This is a genomic window from Pseudomonas sp. Pseusp88, from assembly GCF_047303955.1.
Lineage (GTDB): Bacteria > Pseudomonadota > Gammaproteobacteria > Pseudomonadales > Pseudomonadaceae > Aquipseudomonas.
In genome coordinates this window covers 289,106-308,619 of the sequence record NZ_JBGLYM010000006.1, presented here as the reverse complement: position 1 = coordinate 308,619, position 19,514 = coordinate 289,106, and the positions used below count along the sequence as shown (strand labels likewise).

At 60.4% G+C, this 19,514-nt stretch carries 16 protein-coding genes and 2 pseudogenes; 5 read left to right on the top strand and 13 right to left on the bottom strand.

All coding sequences use genetic code 11. The features are described 5' to 3' along the window. Positions 1 to 137: 137 nt before the first annotated feature. On the top strand, positions 138 to 2,162 hold the full coding sequence (locus ACCD02_RS11200) for a TadG family pilus assembly protein (RefSeq protein ID WP_413301311.1): 2,025 nt from the start codon (positions 138 to 140) through the stop codon (positions 2,160 to 2,162). 182 nt (positions 2,163 to 2,344) lie between these two features. Here the strand turns inward: ACCD02_RS11200 and ACCD02_RS11195 are convergent, their stop codons facing one another. The 3 genes and pseudogenes from ACCD02_RS11195 to ACCD02_RS11185 form a co-directional block, all read right to left on the bottom strand. Further along, entirely contained in the window at positions 2,345 to 3,859 is a 1,515-nt protein-coding gene (locus ACCD02_RS11195; protein WP_413301376.1) for an ATP-binding protein, read from the bottom strand. Between the two features lie 789 nt (positions 3,860 to 4,648). Then, positions 4,649 to 4,744, bottom strand: a pseudogene (locus ACCD02_RS11190) (hypothetical protein); the annotation flags it as partial. A gap of 352 nt (positions 4,745 to 5,096) precedes the next feature. Then, positions 5,097 to 5,552: a TadE/TadG family type IV pilus assembly protein gene (locus ACCD02_RS11185; protein WP_413301309.1), complete on the bottom strand. Its 456-nt coding sequence runs from the start codon at positions 5,550 to 5,552 to the stop codon at positions 5,097 to 5,099. A gap of 75 nt (positions 5,553 to 5,627) precedes the next feature. Between ACCD02_RS11185 and ACCD02_RS11180 the strand changes: the two genes are divergently transcribed. Further along, on the top strand, positions 5,628 to 6,110 hold the full coding sequence (locus ACCD02_RS11180) for a prepilin peptidase (RefSeq protein WP_413301307.1): 483 nt from the start codon (positions 5,628 to 5,630) through the stop codon (positions 6,108 to 6,110). Positions 6,111 to 6,238: 128 nt separating this feature from the next. Then, the gene (locus ACCD02_RS11175; protein ID WP_413301305.1) at positions 6,239 to 7,021 is read left to right on the top strand and encodes a response regulator transcription factor; all 783 of its coding nucleotides are present in this window, start codon (positions 6,239 to 6,241) and stop codon (positions 7,019 to 7,021) included. A gap of 261 nt (positions 7,022 to 7,282) precedes the next feature. On the opposite strand, the gene ACCD02_RS11170 is transcribed toward ACCD02_RS11175, so the two are convergent. From ACCD02_RS11170 to cpaB, 8 genes and pseudogenes are all read right to left on the bottom strand, one after another. Beyond that, positions 7,283 to 7,552 carry a DUF3613 domain-containing protein gene (locus tag ACCD02_RS11170; protein WP_413301303.1) on the bottom strand — a complete coding sequence of 90 codons (270 nt, stop codon included), beginning with the start codon at positions 7,550 to 7,552 and terminating at the stop codon, positions 7,283 to 7,285. Between the two features lie 14 nt (positions 7,553 to 7,566). After that, positions 7,567 to 8,274 (bottom strand): tetratricopeptide repeat protein, encoded by a 708-nt coding sequence (locus ACCD02_RS11165; protein WP_413301374.1) that lies wholly within the window; start codon positions 8,272 to 8,274, stop codon positions 7,567 to 7,569. An 8-nt stretch (positions 8,275 to 8,282) separates the two neighbouring features. Next, positions 8,283 to 9,098: pseudogene (locus ACCD02_RS11160) on the bottom strand (type II secretion system F family protein); the annotation flags it as partial. 73 nt (positions 9,099 to 9,171) lie between these two features. Further along, positions 9,172 to 10,059 (bottom strand): type II secretion system F family protein, encoded by an 888-nt coding sequence (locus tag ACCD02_RS11155; protein ID WP_413301301.1) that lies wholly within the window; start codon positions 10,057 to 10,059, stop codon positions 9,172 to 9,174. Positions 10,060 to 10,080: 21 nt separating this feature from the next. Then, entirely contained in the window at positions 10,081 to 11,337 is a 1,257-nt protein-coding gene (locus ACCD02_RS11150; RefSeq protein ID WP_413301299.1) for a CpaF family protein, read from the bottom strand. Continuing rightward, entirely contained in the window at positions 11,337 to 12,527 is a 1,191-nt protein-coding gene (locus ACCD02_RS11145; protein ID WP_413301297.1) for an AAA family ATPase, read from the bottom strand. Before ACCD02_RS11145 ends, ACCD02_RS11150 begins: the two co-directional genes overlap by 1 nt. Further along, positions 12,524 to 13,762 carry a type II and III secretion system protein family protein gene (locus ACCD02_RS11140; protein WP_413301295.1) on the bottom strand — a complete coding sequence of 413 codons (1,239 nt, stop codon included), beginning with the start codon at positions 13,760 to 13,762 and terminating at the stop codon, positions 12,524 to 12,526. The genes ACCD02_RS11145 and ACCD02_RS11140 overlap by 4 nt, the downstream gene beginning before the upstream one ends. Before the next feature lie 20 nt (positions 13,763 to 13,782). Beyond that, positions 13,783 to 14,751 (bottom strand): Flp pilus assembly protein CpaB, encoded by a 969-nt coding sequence (cpaB, locus tag ACCD02_RS11135; protein ID WP_413301293.1) that lies wholly within the window; start codon positions 14,749 to 14,751, stop codon positions 13,783 to 13,785. Positions 14,752 to 15,071: 320 nt separating this feature from the next. On the opposite strand from cpaB, the gene ACCD02_RS11130 reads away from it, so the two are divergent. Together ACCD02_RS11130 and ACCD02_RS11125 are read left to right on the top strand one after the other, a co-directional pair. After that, positions 15,072 to 15,257: a Flp family type IVb pilin gene (locus ACCD02_RS11130; protein WP_413301291.1), complete on the top strand. Its 186-nt coding sequence runs from the start codon at positions 15,072 to 15,074 to the stop codon at positions 15,255 to 15,257. 45 nt (positions 15,258 to 15,302) lie between these two features. Then, complete coding sequence (locus ACCD02_RS11125) at positions 15,303 to 15,713, top strand: response regulator (RefSeq protein ID WP_413301289.1); 411 nt, start codon at positions 15,303 to 15,305, stop codon at positions 15,711 to 15,713. 141 nt (positions 15,714 to 15,854) lie between these two features. On the opposite strand, the gene ACCD02_RS11120 is transcribed toward ACCD02_RS11125, so the two are convergent. After that, on the bottom strand, positions 15,855 to 17,534 hold the full coding sequence (locus ACCD02_RS11120; RefSeq protein ID WP_413301287.1) for a ShlB/FhaC/HecB family hemolysin secretion/activation protein: 1,680 nt from the start codon (positions 17,532 to 17,534) through the stop codon (positions 15,855 to 15,857). A gap of 120 nt (positions 17,535 to 17,654) precedes the next feature. Next, positions 17,655 to 19,361, bottom strand: coding sequence for a collagen-like triple helix repeat-containing protein (locus ACCD02_RS11115; RefSeq protein WP_413301285.1), 1,707 nt, complete (start codon positions 19,359 to 19,361; stop codon positions 17,655 to 17,657). Positions 19,362 to 19,514 lie beyond the last annotated feature (153 nt).

Below are 19,514 nucleotides of genomic sequence, written 5' to 3'. Positions count from 1 at the left end.
GCCTTCCCGGCTAAGCCGGTCCCACATTATCGATCCTGCATTTGCCCTCCATCTGTCATTTAGCCAGCACCCTATCGATCCCTTTACTACACTCCTGCCCACAGGTGAGGAGTTAGGCGAGACTTAAGGAGTGCTGGATGTCCCCCCTGAATCATCTGCAGCAGCGTGGCGCTATCGGATTGATGGCGGCCGGAACCTTGGCCCTGGCGCTGCTGTGCATGCTCGTTGTGCTCGATAGCGGACGCTTGTACATGGAACGGCGCAGCCTGCAACGGGTTGCCGATATGGCCGCACTGGAGGCCGCCGGCCGTCATGGCAATTGCCTGCCTGCCACCACGGCCAGCGCAGTCGCTTTTGCAACCCAAAGTGGTGAGCGCAATGGCTTCGTTCAGGGCAGCGATGGCAGGACAATGGCGACCCTTTGCGGCAACCTGTTGGTGGGCGCCAGCGGTATGCGCACGTTCAACGCCGACGCGAGCAAATACGAAGCCATTCAGGTCGTTGTCACCCATCCGGTGCCCAGGAGCGTTGCCTCTGGCGTGGCCTCGTATTTTTCGGATACGCCCATTCCGCCCACCATTTCCCTCAGAGCCACCGCAGTGGCCCAGCCTACCCAGCCACTGGTACAACTGACCCTGCGCAGCGCCGCCGTGACCCTCAACTCGGCCAACGCCGCCGTGCTCAACCCGCTTATAGGTGGATTGCTCGGCGGCAACCTGAACCTCAGCGTTGCCGGTTGGCAGGGCCTGGTGGATACCAACCTGAATCTGCTGAGCTACCTGAATCGCCTCAGCACCGATCTGAGTCTTACGGTAGGCGACTATACGCAGTTGCTGACCAGTAATATTTCGGTGAGCCAGTTGGTCCAGAGCGCAATCAGCGTCCTTGATCCCAACAATACGCTTGCCGCAACCGCCGCCATCTCCAGCCTGAATGCCATCAAGGCCGCAGCCGGGGCCACCACCATTGCGCTGGGGGATTTGCTGCAGGTGCAGAGCGGCAGCAACCTGGCGGCGCTGAATACCAATATGCGGGTGTTTGATCTGGTCCAGGGCTTGGTGCAGGTGGCCAACAAGAAAAACGGTCTGATGTCCGCCGTCCAGCTGAACGTGCCGGGCGTGGCCCAAGTGACCGCCAAGGTTCAGGTAATCCAGACACCGCAGATCTCGGCGATTGGCGACCCGAGCAAAATTGATCCGAGCAACCCTACGGGAGCCAACCGGATCTTCGTGCGTACGGCTCAGACCCGGGCGTTGCTGTCTATCAAGCTGCCGGCGCTTAATGCCATAACGCCTCTGGTCAACGCTGCGACCAACCTGCTGTCGCCCTTGACACCGGTGATCAATAGCGTGCTGAGCCTTAATCTGGTCAGCACCCTGACCTCAGTGACCTGCCTGCTGGGCGCGGGTTGCAAGGTCAATGACTTTCTCTGGCTTGATTCAGGTGGTACAGGCCCGCAGATCGACGTGAGTGTGTCCACTTCCAGCGCCCAGAGTTACGTGACCGGCTATACCTGCACCAGCAATACCAACAAAACCCTGACCACCCATACCGACACTGCATTGCTCAACCTGAAGATTGGCCAGATCAGCACAGCGGCAGCTTTCCCCACCAGTACCGACCCCAATGCCGTGGTCGCCCTGCCCTTGCCGGTACTGGATATCGGCACCAAGGTGTGCCGCACAGTCCTGGGGCTTCCCGTCTCCACCGCACCCTGCGACCCACGGGTGCCGTTCGCGGGCGGCGGCCTGGGCATCAGCGTCAACAGCCCGATCGGCCAGGTGCAGAGCACCTCGACCAACCGCACCTATACCTCGCCCTCGACCCCCAACCAGCTGCCTGAGGTCAATACCGACCCGTTCTTCCCCTTGGCACCCAACGCCACGCTGCCCAGCAGCCTACTGGCCGGGACCATCGCTGGTGTGCAAGTGCACATGTATTCGCCGCCCACCAACAACGTGCTGGGCGCGCTCATGAGTGGGGCCGAGTCCTTGCTGGGCACCATAACCAGCAGCCTGGACAGCACCATCAACAGCACTCTGTCGCCGCTGCTGACCGGCGTGCTCGACCCGCTGTTGATGAGCCTGGGCATTACCGTCAACCCGGTCAATCTTGGCGCCAATATGAGCTGCAACATTGGTCAGGCGACACTGGTGATTTAGCGAAAGGTCCCGATACCCGGTGGGTCTGGCCTTTTGCAGGACCGGCTTTAGCCGGGAAGACATTTCTTCAGCACAAAGAAATGCGTCGGATGTCCCGGCCCTTTCCCGACTGAAGCCGGCCCCACAGATGCCCCACAGATCTCATTTCACATCAGAGGACCGCTTCGTGCCTGACGGGAGATTCAGCCCTGACTGATCGGCAGGGTGATCTGAAAACGCGCGCCCTCGCCAGCATTGCTGACGCTCAGCAGACCGCCCATTTGCTGAACGATGCCATAACTCACCGACAACCCCAGCCCGGTGCCGACACCCGATGGCTTGGTGGTGAAGAAGGGTTCGAAGATCTTTTCCAGCAGGCGCGGGTCAATCCCGCCGCCGTTATCTTCCACGTAGATAAAGAAGTTCTGTGTGTCCCGGCCGGTGTAAAGGCTGATCCAGGGCTGCAGCTCGGGAATGCTTTCCTTGCGTGAAAGCAGGGCGTCACGGGCGTTGACCATGAGGTTGATGATCACCTGCTCCAGCTGATCGCCATGGCCACGCACTTGCACCGGCTCGCCCAGTTCGCCCACGCGCAACTCGACGCCCTTGCCTTTCATGCCTTCGGCCAGCATCCCCAGAGTGCCCTCCACCGAGTCGTTAGGATTGAATAACTGCTCCTGGACTTCCGATCGACGGCCAAACACGCGCATATGGTCCACGACCTTGCCTGCGCGCTGCACCTGAGCGTCGATGCGGTTGAGTTTTTCGATCAGATATTCAGGGTCGACATTGCCGCTGTTCAGGCGCTTGAGCACGTTGACCACGGCCATGCGCATGACATTCAGCGGCTGGTTGATCTCGTGGGCCAGACCGGTGGCCATCTCACCCAGAGTCGCCATCTTCGCACTCTGGTTGAGCTGCATGCGCGAACGACGCACGTCCGTGTTATCCCGCCCTACAGCCTGGATTTCCACCAGTTTGCCCTGCTCGTCGAACACCCCCCGGTCAGCCCAGACCCACCAGGCATGCTCCCTGCCCGGCAGTTCCAGGCAGATTTCCGCAGTGCTCATGGGGGATTCCGGCGTCAGCTGGGCGATGCGCTGGAGAAAGTCTTCACGCTGCCCGGCGGAGAACCAGTCGCCCAGATTGACCCCGGCCAGTTGCTCGGTAGTGCATTCCAGATAGTTGGCCAGCGGTCGGTTACCGAAACTGAGGATCAGCTCCGGGCTGTAGCGGCAGATCATGGCCGGGGAGTCTTCCACCAGAATCCGATAACGCTCCTCGCTCTCACGGACCCGTTCGGCGGCCAGGGTCGCCTCTGTGACATCCAGCCACAGGCCGACCGCCTCCACCGGAATGCCGAGGTCATCGCGCAGCAGGCGGGCTTCATCCAGCAACCAGTGATAGATACCATCGCGACCGCGCAGGCGGTAACGGCGACTGACAAAGCCTTCGCGCAGCAACACACGGGTGCGTTCGAACCAGATATCGCGGTCATCGGGGTGGATGTATTCGCTCAACTGGCCATCGACGCAGTCAGCCAGTTTCCAGCCCAGTACCGGCGTCAGGCTGGCGCTGAAGAACGTTGGCTCCAGGCTGCCCTGATCGTAGCGTTGCACGTAAATCACCGCCGGCGAGCTGGCAATCAGGTTGTCCAAGCGCGCGTGCGCGGCAGCGGCTTCGGTTTCCTGGTTTTTGATATCACTGACATCCAGCATGAAGCCCAGTACCCGACGGCTCTGGCCGCTGATCAGCGACTGCCCCTGGATACGAAACCACACCGGCGCCTGGTCTGGATCAACGCTACGCAGACGCACGCAGAGTAATAACGGCGTGTCGTTTTCCCGCAACTCAAGCAGGCGGCTATTCAGTTCCTCGCGGTCCGCCGGATGGATCGTCGCCAACCAGTCCTGCCGCGACAGACGATCAAGCCGCCCATGCAGGCCGAGGCTGTCAATCAGTTGCGGCGCCAGTTGCAGCTCGTCGTTGGGCAACCACTCCCACCAACCGGTGCCGAGCAGGTCCTGCAAGACGCTCAGACGCTCGTTATGGTGGCGGTGCTGATGCTCGGACTGACGAAACAGCACTGGGCCGCCGATGGCCGAGCACAGGTTCAGCCACTCGCGCTCGCCCAGGTCCGGTGCCTGTCGGGCAGCGTTATAGAAACCGAACAGCAACCACGCCTTGGCCACTCCCTCGCGGCTATGGGGCAGCAGGAAGCCATCGGCATTCCCAAAGATGGTTTGCAACGGCGCCAGATGCGGGTTGTTGGCGAAGCTCAGTTGATGGGGCTGGCTGCCATCGAACAGGTCCAGCTCGGTGCCCAGGCGCTGGCCCGGCTGCCACAGTTCGGGAGCGGTGTGGGCATGGTACTGGCTGAACACCCGCCAGCCGATACCGCTGGCTTCGGGCAGGACCAGGGCCATGCAGGGCACATTCCAGCGCTGGCCCAGCTCCTCCAGTTGCTCGGACACCACCTGGCCCAGACGGTCGAAATTGCATATGCGAATCCGCTCGGCCACTTGCCCGGCAAAGCGCAGGCACTGTTGGCGGCTGCGGGCAACGCTGGCCTCTTCCATCAAGTCGCTGATATCCAGCAGTTGCAGGAGCCAACCGCCGTCATGATGCTGAATCCAGCCACGGGTATGCAGGGTAGTGGAAGTCGAAGACTTGAAGTCCAGATCGAGCATATGACCTATCCAATCCTGCGGCACGCCTTCGACCACCATGACGCTATTGGGCATCAGGTAAGCGACCAGGCGCTGGGCCGAGACAATCGGCGTAGGCATGCCCAGGCGATTGCGCAACAGGGTACTGGCATTGAGCACGCGCCCGCTGTCGTCAAGGACCATGTACAGCTCGGCACTGACCTGCGCAGGCTCGGCTTTCGCCGGGTCCGTGGCTGTGGTTGCCGGCGACTCGCTTCGTCCCAGCAGACGGTTGAGCATCACTTTATTAAGGGACAAGTTGCATACTCGCCGTTGCGGACAACGCGGCAGGAAGATTCGGGACCCGACCGATTCCCGGCAAAACCAGAAATGGAATGACCTGATTGATCCTGCTGGTGGGGTAATTGATCTGCACGGACAACACGCCTGCGGTATAGGTGACTACCGCATCGTTTGAATTGAACGCCAGGGCACCGGGCAGCCAGGCCAGTTGGGTGAGCAGCACGCTTCGCGCTTGAGTCACGATCAAGGTCTGATAATTGGTGGTGCTCGGGCTCAAGGCCACACTGCGACGAACCGCCTCGCTGGCGGCCGCATTGAATGACTGCATCATCAATAACGGCAGGCAGTAACTGACCAGACCGTAAAACACCGCAAAAAAAGCGATGAACACCGCCGCAAACTCAATGGCTGCAGCGCCTTTCTGTCGATGAGCAGAGAAATTCCGTGGAGGTGATTGCATGCCGACGTCTACCCTGACATTGCCTACCGCTATTGAGCATAGGCCCTCCTCAGGAAACAGGATGTTTTTTACTGAATGGAATTACTTTTCCCACTCATCTGGATGGCAATCTGTGCCGGGCAAGATGCCCGGCAACGACGTATCGCCAATACCCTGACCTTAGGCGTGGCCGCCGCGGCGCTGATTTACCTTCTGCTGTACGGCCAGACCTGGCTGGGAGCACCCGCCAGTGAGGGTGGCTGGGCACTGTTAATGGCGCTGCTGTTCACCCTGCCCGGCTACCTTCTGGGCCGAATGGGTGCAGGGGACGTCAAACTGATGGTGGCCCTGGCCTTGTTGACCGACCGTCCCCACGTGCTCGGCAGCTTTATTGGCGCCGCAGTCGCCGCTTTGCTCTGGCGAGCGCTGCGCCAGAAAATCTGGCCCCTTATCGGTCAAGGACTTGCCGCGCGATACAGCCTTTTGAATGACCCAACGTCAAAGAAAGATCCATTCGCACCCTTTCTGTTCGTCGGTTTTCTGCTCACGGCGTTGCTGATCCGCCAGTCGCAATCGTAACTTCGGGCTATGTACATAGTAGTAAAGTGCGACTACGTTTAAGCCGAGACAAACAGTAATGGATTGCGACTTGGCGTATGGCAAAGGGGCCCACTGCCCCGTACCCCGGTCAGTTATGCCTCGCAAACATGGAGTACTGCGTGAACAATCATTCGACTGTGAAAGTACTGGTCGTCGACGACGAGATCATGATCGTTGAGGAGCTCACCGAGTTCCTCGAAAGCAGCGGTTACCGCTGCGTCCCTTGCAATTCCAGCCGGGAAGCCTTGCAACGGTTTCGTGAAGATATCGAGATCGGCATCGTGCTGTGTGACCTGGATATGCCGGATCTGAACGGCATCGAACTGGTCGAGACGATGAAAGTACTTGCCGGTAAACACCGGGTCTTCGAATCCATCATGCTTACCGGTCGCGCAGAGAAGCAGGATGTGATCAAGGCCCTGCGCGCAGGCATCGCCGACTACTACCAGAAGCCGGTCGATCTGGAAGACGTGCTCAAGGGCATCCAGCGTCAGGAACTTGAGCTGCAAGAGCGACAAAAGGGCTTGAACAACCTCGGCCAGCTCAACGAAAAAATCCAGAACCTCGCTGCTTCCATCGACGACCTGTATCAGGACCTGGACAAGAAACGCACCCAGGTGATCGTCCACCAACCCGGCGGGCAGGAAACCGGATTGGAAATCCCTGCGATCTTCGAGCAGTTGTCGCCCAGGCAGCTGGACGTCGCCAAACTGGTTGGCAAGGGCCAGACCAATTACCAGATCGCCTGCGAACTGGGCATTACCGAAAACACCGTGAAGCTATACGTGTCCCAGGTGCTGCGCCTGACCCATATGCATAACCGCACACAACTGGCACTGGCCCTGTCGCCGGGCAACGCCTCGGCGCGGCAGCGGGTGACGGTGGAGTAGGCCACCGCGCTGTCGCGCAGCAAACACTTCGCAAGGGCAGGAGAGAAAATCCTGTGGGAGATTCTACGTTTGCTGTAAAGCCAGAACGGCCCCTTCGCGGATGAATCCGCTCCCATAAGTCCGACGATACGCATACGCCACCGAGGGAACGAATTCATTCGCGAAGAGGCACGTGCGTTCAACACGATCGGATCGTCTGTACCTGCGCTCTCGCGAATGAACTCGCTGCCACAGAGTTTCGGTCATAAAGCGGGCTTGGTGTTATTCCCCTCCTGACCCAGTCTTGCCCCCTTTCTTCTGCTCGAAAAACTCCGGAATCTCGTGCTTGTAGCTGTCGAGCCAGCGCTGCATGCTCTGCTCCCGCTCGACCGGGGTAGCCGATTGCCGGGTCGGTGAAGCCTGGCTGCCCTGGGACTGTAATTGCAGCCAGGCCTGGGTCTGCTCCTGCCAGGGCGAGTCGCCTTTTTCGGCGGCCCAGGCGCATGGCGTCATGGCCAGCAGACTGACGATACCGATCACTGCCGTTTGCATAATTCTCTCCCTGCTCATTTGAGCGTGTTCTGTCCGGCCACGGCGGCGACCGGCGCAACAACTGCCGGCCGCACTGCCACGGGCTTCTTCAAGGCATCAGCCCGGGCCCGGGCATCGTTGAACTGCTCCGGGCTCAGACCGTTACGAGTGACCCACTCGGCTGCCTGATTCCAGTTGTCCTGATACAACAACAGGGTCAGCAGATTCTCCGCCGCCAGGCTGTCCGACTGTTTCAGTTCCATGGCGGTGAGGAACTGAAAACGCGCCTGTTCCAGCTTCAGCTGGTTGAGGTAGACCACACCCAGATCGTTGCGGATCTTCTCGTTGGTCGGTGCCAGTTTCACTGCGGCCAGCAAATGCGTCAGGGCTTCATCGTTATTGCCCCGGGCTGCCGCCAGTTGCCCCAGACCGTGCTCGCCCTCATCGCGGCGACAGGTGCCGAGCAGGCTGCGATACAGTGGTGCGGCCTCAGCGTTGCCCAGCTGGCGCAGGATCTGCGCCTTGCGCAAACGCACGTCGACGCTGTCCGGCAAGCCTTCGAGATTGGCCAGGGCGGCATGCAGACGCCCTTCACCAGCCATGTCCTGGGCAAGATTCAATTTCATCTCGTCTTCAGCGCCGAGCCTGGCACAACTGCCGGCGGCGGCAAGCCAGGGCGCACTGCCGTCGCCGGCACAGCCGCCCAGGGCCAGCAATCCGGCCAACGCAATTACCCTCTTGATAGACACCACTAGGAACCTCCCAATGCCTTGCTGATGGCGGTAAATCCCGGCCCGGCCAGAACGATCAATAACGCAGGAAATAACAGCACCATCATCACAACCGACATTTTTGCCGAAAGCTTGGAGATGTATTCCTGCAAACGAGTCATGCGTCGGTCATCGAACAACTGCTTGAGTGACAACAGAGACTTCATCGCACCACCGCCCTGATGGATCAACTGATTGAGAATCACGCAGGTATCGCTGAATTCATCCACTTCCAGCAATTGCGCGGTCTTGCGCAATTCCTCCCCCAGCTCCAGGCCGGAATCGACGCGGCTGAGTACCACCTGGATTTCCGAGGAAAGTACCGGCAACAGATCCTTGCCCTCGTTGCTGAGTACCCGCAGGGCCTGCTCCACCGCCATGCCGGATTCGAACAGGATGCGCAGCAGCGGAATGAAGGTGGATATCTCGATGACCACGCGTTTCTGTCGATTGGCGGCGACAGCGGCGAGAATGCGCTTGGGCAGCAGGTAACCAATGCCCAGGCCGCAAACGGGCAGGATGAAAAATGGAATTTCGTCATCGAAGATCAGCACCTGAAGCACGATGCCCAAAAGCATACCGCCCAACGGCACGCCTATCTGACAGGCCGCGAACAGCGAACGTTTACTGGCGCGGCGCCAGCCCACCCGGTTGAGCAGGATCTGGGTTTCACTGTCCAGACTGATGGAGCGCTGGCCAATCGGCGTATCACCCAATAGCCGCAACCAACTGCCCAAGCGACTCTCGCGAATCACCACGCCATGCAGGCGCTGGGTCACCAGGCGCTCGGTACGCCGCTGCCGCGCCAACCCGGAAATCAGCAGCAGCATGGCCAGAAACAGCATCACGACACTGATGAACACGACCATCTCAAATACTCCGCAACATGCGCCACAACAGCACGGAGCCCGTTACCTGCATGGCAAATGCCACCATCAGCATCGTCTGGCCCGTGCTGTCCTCCCACATGTGCATCATGTAACTGGGGTTGACGGTCATGAAGTAGCCCGTCATCAGCACCGGCAAGGCACCCAGGACCATAGCAGTCATGCGCGTTTCACCGGTCATTGCACGCAGTTGGCGCGCTGCCTGTTCGCGCTCGCGAATCAGGCGGATCAGGTTCTCCATCAACTCACTGGCATTGCCGCCATAGCGATGGTTGACCCGCAGGCCAAGGGCGAACAGGCGAAACTCGTCGCACTCATACAGATCGGCGAAGTCCTGCGCGGCATCCGGCAGGCTGACACCCAATTGCACGCTGCGCGGAATCCGGCTCATGCCTTCCTTGAGTGGCTGGTTGGCTGCTTCGATGCCATGCAATACCGCATCGGTCAGGGTACGGCCGGACTTCAGGCTGCGCACGGTGTAGTCAAGCATCTGCGGTAATTGCTCGATCATGCGCCGCACCCGCTTGCGGTAGCGCCAGGAAATGAATATGCGCAACGCCAGCGGAGTGGCCACGGAACTGATGGTCAAGCCTGTCCAGGCCCAGAGGTGATAGCCCATCAACATGCTGATGAGCCAGGCCAGCAGTACCCATTTGATACGCCCGGAGGGTCGTCCCAGGCCGGCCTGCAGGAACACCCGTTCCAGGTACTGCCAGCCGGGCTTGTGGGCTATGCGCTCGGGCTGACCTTCGGTCAGGCGCTGCAAGACCCGCTCGCGGGCTTCGGCGGTCATGGCGTGGCGGAACAGATAGATCGAACTACCGAGCAACAGCACGAATATCAGTCCGAGCAGCAGCACGCCGTTGCTCATTACGCCACCTCCCCGGTCATTTCAGTAATCCGGCGAGCGCAGCTTGTCGCCCGCCGCATGCATGGCTTCACGCTGAAAGCCGACGTTGTTGCGGCGGTCCAGGCGGAACAGTGTGTTGGTCACATAGACATCGTCACGAATGCCTACCACCTCAACCACCTCACTGACACAACGACGACCGTCAGGCATACGCGCGAGCTGGATGATCACGTCCAGGGCCGCGCAGATCATCTGGCGCAGGGTGCTGGTCGCAATCTGCCGTCCGGTCAGGCCGACCAGGGTCTCCAGACGCAACAGCGCGTCCTGAGCATTGTTGGCGTGGACCGTACTCATGGAGCCATCGTGGCCGGTGTTCATGGCGGTCAGCACATCGAGTACCTCAACGCCCCGGATCTCGCCAAGAATGATGCGATCCGGGCGCATCCGCAGGGCGTTGCGGATCAGGTCGCTGGCGCGGACTTCGCCATGGCCTTCGGCATTGGGCGGGCGGGTTTCCAGACGCACGACATGGGGATGGCTCAGTTGCAGCTCGGCAACGTCTTCGATGGTCACCAGACGTTGCTGGGGGCTGATCAACTGGCTGAGAACGTTGAGCATGGTGGTCTTGCCGGTGCCGGTACCGCCACTGACCAGGATATTGCAGCGCTTGCCGACGGCCTCGGCAAAGAAGTCGAAGATCATCTGGTCGATGGTCTGCATCGCCACCAGATCAGCACTCTTGAGCATGTCCTTGCGAAACTTGCGGATCGACAGGCACGGCCCGTCCAGGGCAATGGGCGGGATGATCGCATTGACCCGGCTGCCGTCCGGCAGGCGCGCATCCACCATGGGGGACGACTCATCCAGACGCCGACCCATGGGTGCCAGGATGCGCTGCATGACCCGCTCGACGTGACTGGAGTCGATAAAGCGCAGGTCCGTGTGGTGCAGCACGCCATTACGTTCGACGAAGACCTTGCTCGGCCCATTGACCAGGATTTCCGTCACCGAGGTATCGCGCAGCAATACCTCCAGCGGGCCGTAGCCGGTAAGTTCGTCGACCAGTTCTTCGCCCAGACGCTCCATTTCATAGCGGGAAATCGCCAGGCGCATGCGCGCGACATAATCGGCGACCCTATCCATGACGAACTGCGCCAGGGCCGGTCGCGAGCCCTCGAGCATATTGCGACCGCTTTCTTCGATGGCATCAATGATGTAGCGATGCATCACCAGCTTGAGCCCCTGGCCGTCGTCGTCCTGACCGGATCGCGACGAGACCCCGAAGAGTTTTTCCGGCATTACCTGTTCCTCCATAGCCGCTGGAGCCAACTGGCTGCGGGCTTGTCGGGTGTACTCGATTGAGCGGCCAGTTTCTCGCCGAGCTGGCGCAGACCGGTGCTCAGGGAGTCGCGGGCAGCCAGCTCAAACAGTGTCAGGCCCTGATTCTTGGCGTTGAGGCGCAGCTCCGGATGAAAGGGCAGTACAGCCGCTATGGGCAGGCCGAAGGTCTTTTCCAGGGTTTCGATATTCGGCGCCACCGAGCGCAGGTAGCGGTCGATCAACATGCTGGCGTGTTGCAGTTTCATGCCTTTTTCCCGCCATAGATTGAGCACGGCCAGATTGCGCCGGCACTCCATGACGCTTTGATCGGTGTACCAGAGCAACTGGTCGCAATGGCTGACGAAGGTACGCAGGGCATCGCTGTCGGGCTGACCGACCAGATTGACGATGACATGCTGGAAGTGTTGCCGCAGCGAGCTGAGCAGCATGTACAGCTCGGCGGCGCTGGACTGCACCAGGGAATCATCGTCGGCGGTGTAGGCCAGGATACGCAGGCCGGCATCGGTGGAAGTGAAGGCGCTGTCGATCAGGGTGGCATCAAGCCTGCGCAAATGGCGCAGGGCGTCACCAAAACTGAACGAGGATTCAAGCCCCATCATCGCCAGGCTGTCGCCGCGCGACAGGCCCAGGTCCATCAGCAGCACGCGCTGTCCGGTCTTTTGTACGACCAGGGCCAGGTGCGTAGCGATCAACGCGCCGTCACCGCCGGTCTGGGCGCCGTAAAGCACCGACAGGCCGCCCATGTTCGGGTTCGGCGCCACCGGCGGCAGGCGTTTGCTCAGGCGGCGCACCAACCCGGCCACTTCGCTGGAGCGCGACCCGTAGGCGACGAAGTCTCGTGCCCCGGCACGCATGGCATTGAGCACCAGCTGGTTATCCATGCCATCGCCCAGTGCGACGATGGCCAGCATCGGCTTGGCCTCCAGGGCGCCTTCGATCAGGGCGCTCTGATTCATCAGGTGTTCGCGATCCAGGCCGACAAAGACCAGGCTGGCAAAGGTTACATCGATCAGCGCCAGCAGTTCGTCAAGGGTGCCGGCACCGGCGCTGACCACCTGCCCCAGTGGTGCAAGAGCGCCCTGTAACCACTCAAGGTCGGTGCTGTTGCGGGTGATTGCCAGGAAAGTCTGGCTCAGGCTCTGGCTCATTGGGATAACCCGTTACGGCGCTCGAAATTGCCGTTTTCCAGGAAGTACAGACGCAGGAAACTCGGATCGTAATTGCGCAGCGCCTCCCCCGGCAGTGAAGGCAGCTGAGCGTTGGCCGCCATGGGCTGGACCAGGTGCGGGGTAACGATCATCAGCAACTCGCGCTCGTCGTTGTTGACCTGGGAATTGCGGAACATGGCGCCCAGGATCGGGATATCGCCAAGGCCCGGAAACTTGTTGATCTGCGCGGTATTGCGCGTGTTGATCAGGCCGCTGATGACGAAACTTTCGCCATCGGCCAGGGAAATACTGGTGTCGGTGCGGCGGATATTCAGCGCCGGCACCGAAGTCCCGGCCAGAACGATGCCTGCGGTAAAGTCCAGTTCACTGACCTCGGGCGCGACCTTGAGCAGAATCCGACCACGGCCGACCACGGTCGGGGTCAGGGTAAGACGTACTCCATATTCCTTGTACTGAATGGTGATCTGATCGCCCGTGCTGTTTGGCACCGGCACCGGGAACTCGCCCCCGGCCAGGAAGCTTGCGCTTTGCCCGCTCAACGCCACAAGACTGGGCCGCGCCAGGGTGTAGGCAAAGCCGCTGCCCTCCATGGCGTTGAGCATGCCCAGCACCTTGCTGCTGCCGCCGCCCCAAATGATATTGAAGCTCTCGTTGTTCAACGGAATATTGGAAAGGGTTTTACCCACCGTACCCGGCGTAACCGTAGTGCCTGGCACGGTCCCTGGCGAACCGAAGAGAAAGTTGTTCGAGCCACGGCCGAAAATCGAGGTACTGGCCTCCTTCAGCTTGGTTCGGCTGACCTCGACAAAGCGGATATCGGTCTGCACCTGACTGGGCAGCGACGGGTCATCGGCCACTTGAGTGATGTCACGGGTCGCTTTGCCACGCACGAAGACCATGCTTTGCCGGGGCGATGGCGAGCAGTCGGTCCAGACCATCAGTGTGGTAGCGCCAGGCCCAACGCCCGTGAGCAGGACATTCCTGTCACCCGCGGCGACCACATCGGCGATCTTCGGGTCGCCGATGGCCAGCCGGGTAACCGCCACCGGCGAATTGATATTCTGCTGAATCCCCTGCCCCACTTCGATCGAGCCGGGCAAGGCTGGCAGACCGGCACAACCCGCCGTGGCCGCCCAGGCCGAATTCATCCCTGCTCCCATGACCACTACAGTCCATACCAACGACTTAACAACAGGCACGAAACGGCTACTCATCAAAGGCAATCCTTGCATAATCAGGGAGTCGGAGTCGGTTGCTGCGCCGCCTGGGCACCCCGTATTACTGGCACTTGCCGTGGTGCCGCAGGAACCGCGCCCGGGGTGGCGGGGAGCGGCGCCGGGCTGCTCATGCTCAGCTTGTTATAAGGCACCAGGCTGCGCTTTTCAGTGTCCAGGCGCAGGGCGACATCTCGCTCGGCCGCGCTGTTGTTGGCCCAGTAATGTTCGAGGTTCTTCTCATCGCTGCTGCGCACGGCCAGACGCAGCGTGCCGCTTTGTGCGGCCAGCATGAGCCGGGTGACCAGGCTTTCGGGTACCGCCAGCACGACAGTACGCGCCGCTGCCCGACGCTGTTCAAGTTGCTGGCGGTCACTGCTGCTGATGCTCTGTGCCGGCTGACCGTCATTGGTCGGCCCCAATACTTCACCGATGCTCAATACTCGCAGCGCCGGCACGGCGATCTGGCTGGAGCGATCAGGATTGGCAATGTCCGCTGGCAGATAGAGCAGCACGTCAACGTAGTCTCCCGGCATCAACTGCCCGCCCAGAGTCGTCACCTCATCGACGCTCAGCCCCAGGGCGCGCTCGCCAGGACGAATCATCCGGGCCAGGATGCCGCCAGCGGCAAAGCTTTCGGCATTGAGCCAGGTCCCGGCCTTCAAGTCGCGCCAACTGGCGCGATCGAGCACCTCATCGACGGAGCTGAAGCTGCCGGCAGGCGCCACCTTCAGCTTCTCGACCACCAGGTCCTCTGCCTTGATCGGCACATTGGCGGCAACATCGCGCAGCAACACGACCACAGCTTGACGCAAGGGGTCTTCAGGGGGGGGAGGAGCAACCGGGGCCACAGCCGCTTGCGGTGCCTGGGCAACCGGCGCAGCGACTGCGGGTTCCGGCTGACGACTGAGGACGACTCCCCAATAGCCAGCCAGCAAGGCCCCCAATAACAGCAGAATCGCGAGCCCCATGGTAATGCGAGTGTTCATGACGGCCCTCCCTTTGCCACTGCACGACAACCCGGCCCGACTGGCCAGCATTGCAATCCGGTCGTGATGAACATCCATCCATCTGGCTTTGAAAATAGACCAAAACATCCGAAGCGCCATCAAACGAAGGTAAACGACTGGTTATTCCATAGCGTTATGAATGACACAGCGTGGAGAAACCGCAGGCGGCATATAACTTTGTAATTAATGCTTTATTACGGTTGTGGCTTTGAGCGTGGAGGGCAATGCTGTGAATGCGTCGGGAAAAGTGGCGCGTATCACTTGTATTACCGGCGCCACGAGGCGCAAGGAGAATTGATATGTCCTTTACTAAATTAAGCAACGGCGTCAAGCGATTCATCAAAGACCAAGAGGGTGCATCCGCTATCGAATATGTGGTCATTGTTGCGCTTGTCGCCTTGGTCATTGTTGGCTTGATGCCGGGTGTAGGTACCGCGATTACCGGTGTATTCACTCGAATCACAACAATGCTCAACGGCCTGTAGCGCAAGGGTATGTAATTATCAACTCATGGCTCAGGTGTAATCTCGATGCCCGTCCAACCGACACGCCAACAACTGCTCCTCGTTGACGATGAAGAGGACGCCAACGAAGAGTTGGCCGAACTGCTCGAAGGTGAGGGGTTTTGCTGCTTTACGGCGTCCTCGGTCAAGATAGCGCTGCAACAACTGACCCAACACCCTGATATTGCCCTGGTGATTACCGACCTGCGCATGCCTGAAGAAAGCGGCATGTCATTGATCCGGCGCCTGCGCGAACATACCGCCCGTCAGCAACTGCCGGTGATTGTCACCTCGGGGCACGCCGATATGGACGATGTCAGCGATATGCTGCGCTTGCAGGTCCTGGATCTTTTTCGCAAACCCATTTATCACCTGCGACTGATCGAAACCCTCAACAACCTGTTTCCAGTGCCACGGGTTTATCAGGCAGGGCAGTAACCCTTGATCACTCCCGGAGTATAACGGTGGGACCGTCATCAGCCGGTAAGACGTAGTCTGGATCGATATATGTTTATCGTCTGCCCTATGGTCTTCCCGGCTAAAGCCGGTCCCACATTCGTTATGTGTCGCGCCAATTGCTCATAACTGATAACTGAAACTCAAGGTCAGCCTAGGACTGCGGTTAAGACTGTCCAAGGCGATATCAGACATGGGCTTGGCCACTTCCAGCGCAATGTTGTAATAGCGCGCATCGCCAAAGCGCACCCCCACGGCCGCCGATGACATCTCTGCGGTCGGCACCTCGAACGTATTGAACCAGGCCTTGGCCGCGTCGAGCACCACGTAGGGTTGTACGACCTTCAACCAATTGCCGTCGCGATTGAAGCTGTAGTTCAACTCGTAAGCCACACCCCAGCCCTTGTCGCCCGAAGCCTGATCAGTGGAATAACCACGACCGAAATTCTGCCCGCCAAACTGTGCCCGTTCACTATCGGGCAGACTGTCGTTGCTCCAATACAGCGCCGCTGAGGCCACGCCCTGCCAGTTCTGCAAGAACTTGTCGCTCTGCACACCGGACAGGCGCACGCGAAAGAAGTCGAGGTCGTATTGACGGTCATCGGCCTTGGCGCCCATGCCATGCAAGCCCTGGTAGACCCCGGCACTGAGAATGCGCAGCTGACTCGCGTCGGACTTGCGCCAGTCGCCCTCCAACGCCACGGCGCGGCTATCAACGCGAGTGTCGATCTGTAACGGCAGACCGATGACTTGATAGCGGCTACGGTCGTTGACCCCGTACAGGCGCACTCCGGCACTGAGCCACTGATTTTGCGCAGCAATCAGTGGGTGGCTGATGCCGATGGAGAAACGATCGTTCTCACGATGTTGCTCCAGCTCAATGCCGTTACCGAGGCTGACGTTAGTGTGGGGATCGCTGCGATAACGGGCTGCCCAAAGGCTCAGTTGCGTGCCTTCGGCATTGAGGTATTGGCTGTAATCGAGACGGTAGTAGTGCTCTTGATCCTTGCCCGGCGGTAACAGGCCGCTGAAGGTCAACTGTTCGGCCATGGCGGTCTGCGAGTTACTGCTCAGACCAAGCAATGCCTGGAGCCCCTTGCGGTTGTCATCGGTCAGGCTGAGGTTACTGGTGACGGGCTTGCGCGACGCCGTGGCGACCAGGGTCGTAGCACCATCGGTGGTACCGGGCGGCGGCACCTGGGCTTGCAGGGTCACACCGGGAACCCGACTCATCAGCGCGGTGTAGCGCTCGAAGGTCTTGCGGGTCAGAGGGCGTTCCTGACGGATCTTGTCGACCAGTTCCTGCAAGTAAGCTGAGACCCGTCCGACATCGCCCTGCAGCTGATAATCGCGCACATAACCTTCCACCAGCACCACCCGTACCAGGCCGTCCTTGAAGTCCTGGGGTGGCAGAAAGGCGTAGGACAGCAGGTAGCCGTCGTCCTGATAACGGCGGGTCAGACCGCGGGTTGCCTCGATCAACTGCTCCAGTGTTGCTTCATGACCAATCAGCGGCTTATAGGCCGCGCCCAACTCCTCCAGGGGATACACTGTGCCGCCTTCGATACGGACTTTGTTTACCGTCACCCGGGTGTTCATCATCAGTGGCGCGGCCTGAGGTGGCGTCGGCGCGGGCACCTGCAAAGCAGGCGTCACCGGGCGATAGGCATCGGCGGGAAGGTTGGGCTGCGGCAGGTTGCGCTGCTGATCGTTGCTGTTGAGGAAACCGGGAAGGGTATCGGCCAGAACCAGGCCAGGACAGAGGGTGACGCTGGCAAGCAGCATCGGAAGACGAACGCGCATAAGGACACTCCATGATCCAGAAAAGCAGCGGTCTTACAGCAAAAAAGGCAGAGAATCGTTACGACTTCTCTGCCTGAACAAGCTTAGGTGCCGTAGGAAAACTCGCTAACTACAGCGAACCTACTTACGGCTATTCAGCAAGCCACCGCCGATACCACTGCCGCCACCCAAGCCACCACCCACAACACCCAGCACCCCGCCGAGACCTGTTGCCGCGCCACCTGCGCCGGAGACCAGACCGCCGACTTGCGCCACGGTATTGCCGACACTGCTGACCGTTGTACCCACGGCATTGGCGACCGGATTACTGCCACTGCCCGAGACTTGGGTACCGATGTTATTGACTGCACCACCGACCTGGGTCAGCAAGCCGTTAACCGGCGCACCGATACCGGTAGCCGCGCCCACTTGCTGGGTCAGGCCGGTCACTGCGCTGACCACTGGCGTGACTGCGGCACCGACGTTGGTGGTCAGTGCCGCCACCGGAGCCGCAATGGACGTATTGGCAACGCCGTTGCCACCGACCACTGTACCCATGGAAGCCACGGTCTGGCCGATAGCGCCGCCGTTGATCCCCACCGCACTGAGCAGACCGTTGCTGCTGCCAGCGTTCAGGCCGCTACCCGCACCGGCAACCAGGCCGCCGACGCTTTCCACCAGCCCGACCCCGCCAATACCCGGTATGCCCGGCACACTTGGCAGACCTGCTCCACCGCCAGTACCGCCACCGATTGGCGGCAGAGGAGCGCCGGCACCTGCCGCCAGATATCCGCCCGCTGCACCGGCTACGTTACCCAGGCCCGCTACCGTGCCGCCCAGGCCGACCATGGTCGGGTTGTTCAGATCCGAACCAATGCGTGATCCGGCATTGTTCAAGGCGCCCTGGATCTGTTGCAGCGCACCGCTCACCGGAGCACCGAGCCCCGTTGCAGCACCAACCTTGGTGGTGGTGGATTCGAGCATGGCCACGACCGGCACCAGACGGGTACCGACAGCCTGAGTAGTCGAACCCAACGGGCCACTGGTGGTGGCAGTGCTGAGGGTGTCGCCGAGCATGGTGACTTTCTGGCCAACGCCATCGACCACACCGCCGACTTTACCAACCACAGTGCCCACCAATGGCACCTGTTCGATTTGCGAGTTTGCGGCAAAGGACGATACGCCCCGGCCCAGGGAAGAGACGCCGCCACCGAGATCACCCGTCGCCGTACCGACGCTGGACAAGGTTACGCCCAGTGCATTGCTGTCAGTCCCCAGAGTACCCAACCCTTCGGTCAGCCCAGTACCAAGGCTGTTGCTGGCAAAGCCCACCGAAGCGACCAACCCGCCGGCGCCTCCAGTCAGGTCGGTATTACCCGTCAGGGACATGCCCGACAAGGTGCCACCAATACCGACCACCGCATCGCCCAGTTGCCCCAGCACATTGCCGCTGGCCGAACTGGTGTTGGCCGTGGCAAAACGCCCGTTGGTCTGTACTGGCGTTACCGGGGTTGTTGGCGTTGTAGTACCGCCACCGCCACCTCCCCCTGTACCAGTACCTGTACCGCCACCAGTGCCGCCACCACCGCCGGCCATGGAGCCGCCAGTATCCGGGATGACCCCTATGCCGCCCGAGCCATCACTGCCCGCCACGCCATCGGTCGCCGTTTCCGAAGCCGAGCCATCAGCGCCCGCTCCCGAGCTGTTATCCGTTGCTGACGTTGACGTCGGCGACGCTGAATTCACGTGACTTTTCGATCCTCCACCACCGCTGCTGCAACCAGTCAAGCAAACCGCCATGACCAACGCCAACGCCGTACTTGCCCGAGCCATCTTGTAAGTATTCATGAGCGAATCCGTCCACCGTCCGATTATCCGAGAGCCTCATCCGAGTCAGCCGCTCTCTGTCCTGGATCCATGACAGCTTTTTGATGGCACTCACGCAATTCACAACTTGGTATTAGTCGGTTTTATAGCGGGGGGATCTGGCGGGGCCCACGA

Coding starts and splice junctions, on each gene's coding strand:
- ACCD02_RS11200 (WP_413301311.1), top strand. CDS start 138: ATGTCCCCCCTGAATCATCTGCAGCAGCGTGGCGCTATCGGATTGATG.
- ACCD02_RS11195 (WP_413301376.1), bottom strand. CDS start 3,859: ATGCTGGATGTCAGTGATATCAAAAACCAGGAAACCGAAGCCGCTGCC.
- ACCD02_RS11185 (WP_413301309.1), bottom strand. CDS start 5,552: ATGCAATCACCTCCACGGAATTTCTCTGCTCATCGACAGAAAGGCGCT.
- ACCD02_RS11180 (WP_413301307.1), top strand. CDS start 5,628: ATGGAATTACTTTTCCCACTCATCTGGATGGCAATCTGTGCCGGGCAA.
- ACCD02_RS11175 (WP_413301305.1), top strand. CDS start 6,239: ATGGAGTACTGCGTGAACAATCATTCGACTGTGAAAGTACTGGTCGTC.
- ACCD02_RS11170 (WP_413301303.1), bottom strand. CDS start 7,552: ATGCAAACGGCAGTGATCGGTATCGTCAGTCTGCTGGCCATGACGCCA.
- ACCD02_RS11155 (WP_413301301.1), bottom strand. CDS start 10,059: ATGAGCAACGGCGTGCTGCTGCTCGGACTGATATTCGTGCTGTTGCTC.
- ACCD02_RS11150 (WP_413301299.1), bottom strand. CDS start 11,337: ATGCCGGAAAAACTCTTCGGGGTCTCGTCGCGATCCGGTCAGGACGAC.
- ACCD02_RS11145 (WP_413301297.1), bottom strand. CDS start 12,527: ATGAGCCAGAGCCTGAGCCAGACTTTCCTGGCAATCACCCGCAACAGC.
- ACCD02_RS11140 (WP_413301295.1), bottom strand. CDS start 13,762: ATGAGTAGCCGTTTCGTGCCTGTTGTTAAGTCGTTGGTATGGACTGTA.
- cpaB (WP_413301293.1), bottom strand. CDS start 14,751: ATGAACACTCGCATTACCATGGGGCTCGCGATTCTGCTGTTATTGGGG.
- ACCD02_RS11130 (WP_413301291.1), top strand. CDS start 15,072: ATGTCCTTTACTAAATTAAGCAACGGCGTCAAGCGATTCATCAAAGAC.
- ACCD02_RS11125 (WP_413301289.1), top strand. CDS start 15,303: ATGCCCGTCCAACCGACACGCCAACAACTGCTCCTCGTTGACGATGAA.
- ACCD02_RS11120 (WP_413301287.1), bottom strand. CDS start 17,534: ATGCGCGTTCGTCTTCCGATGCTGCTTGCCAGCGTCACCCTCTGTCCT.
- ACCD02_RS11115 (WP_413301285.1), bottom strand. CDS start 19,361: ATGAATACTTACAAGATGGCTCGGGCAAGTACGGCGTTGGCGTTGGTC.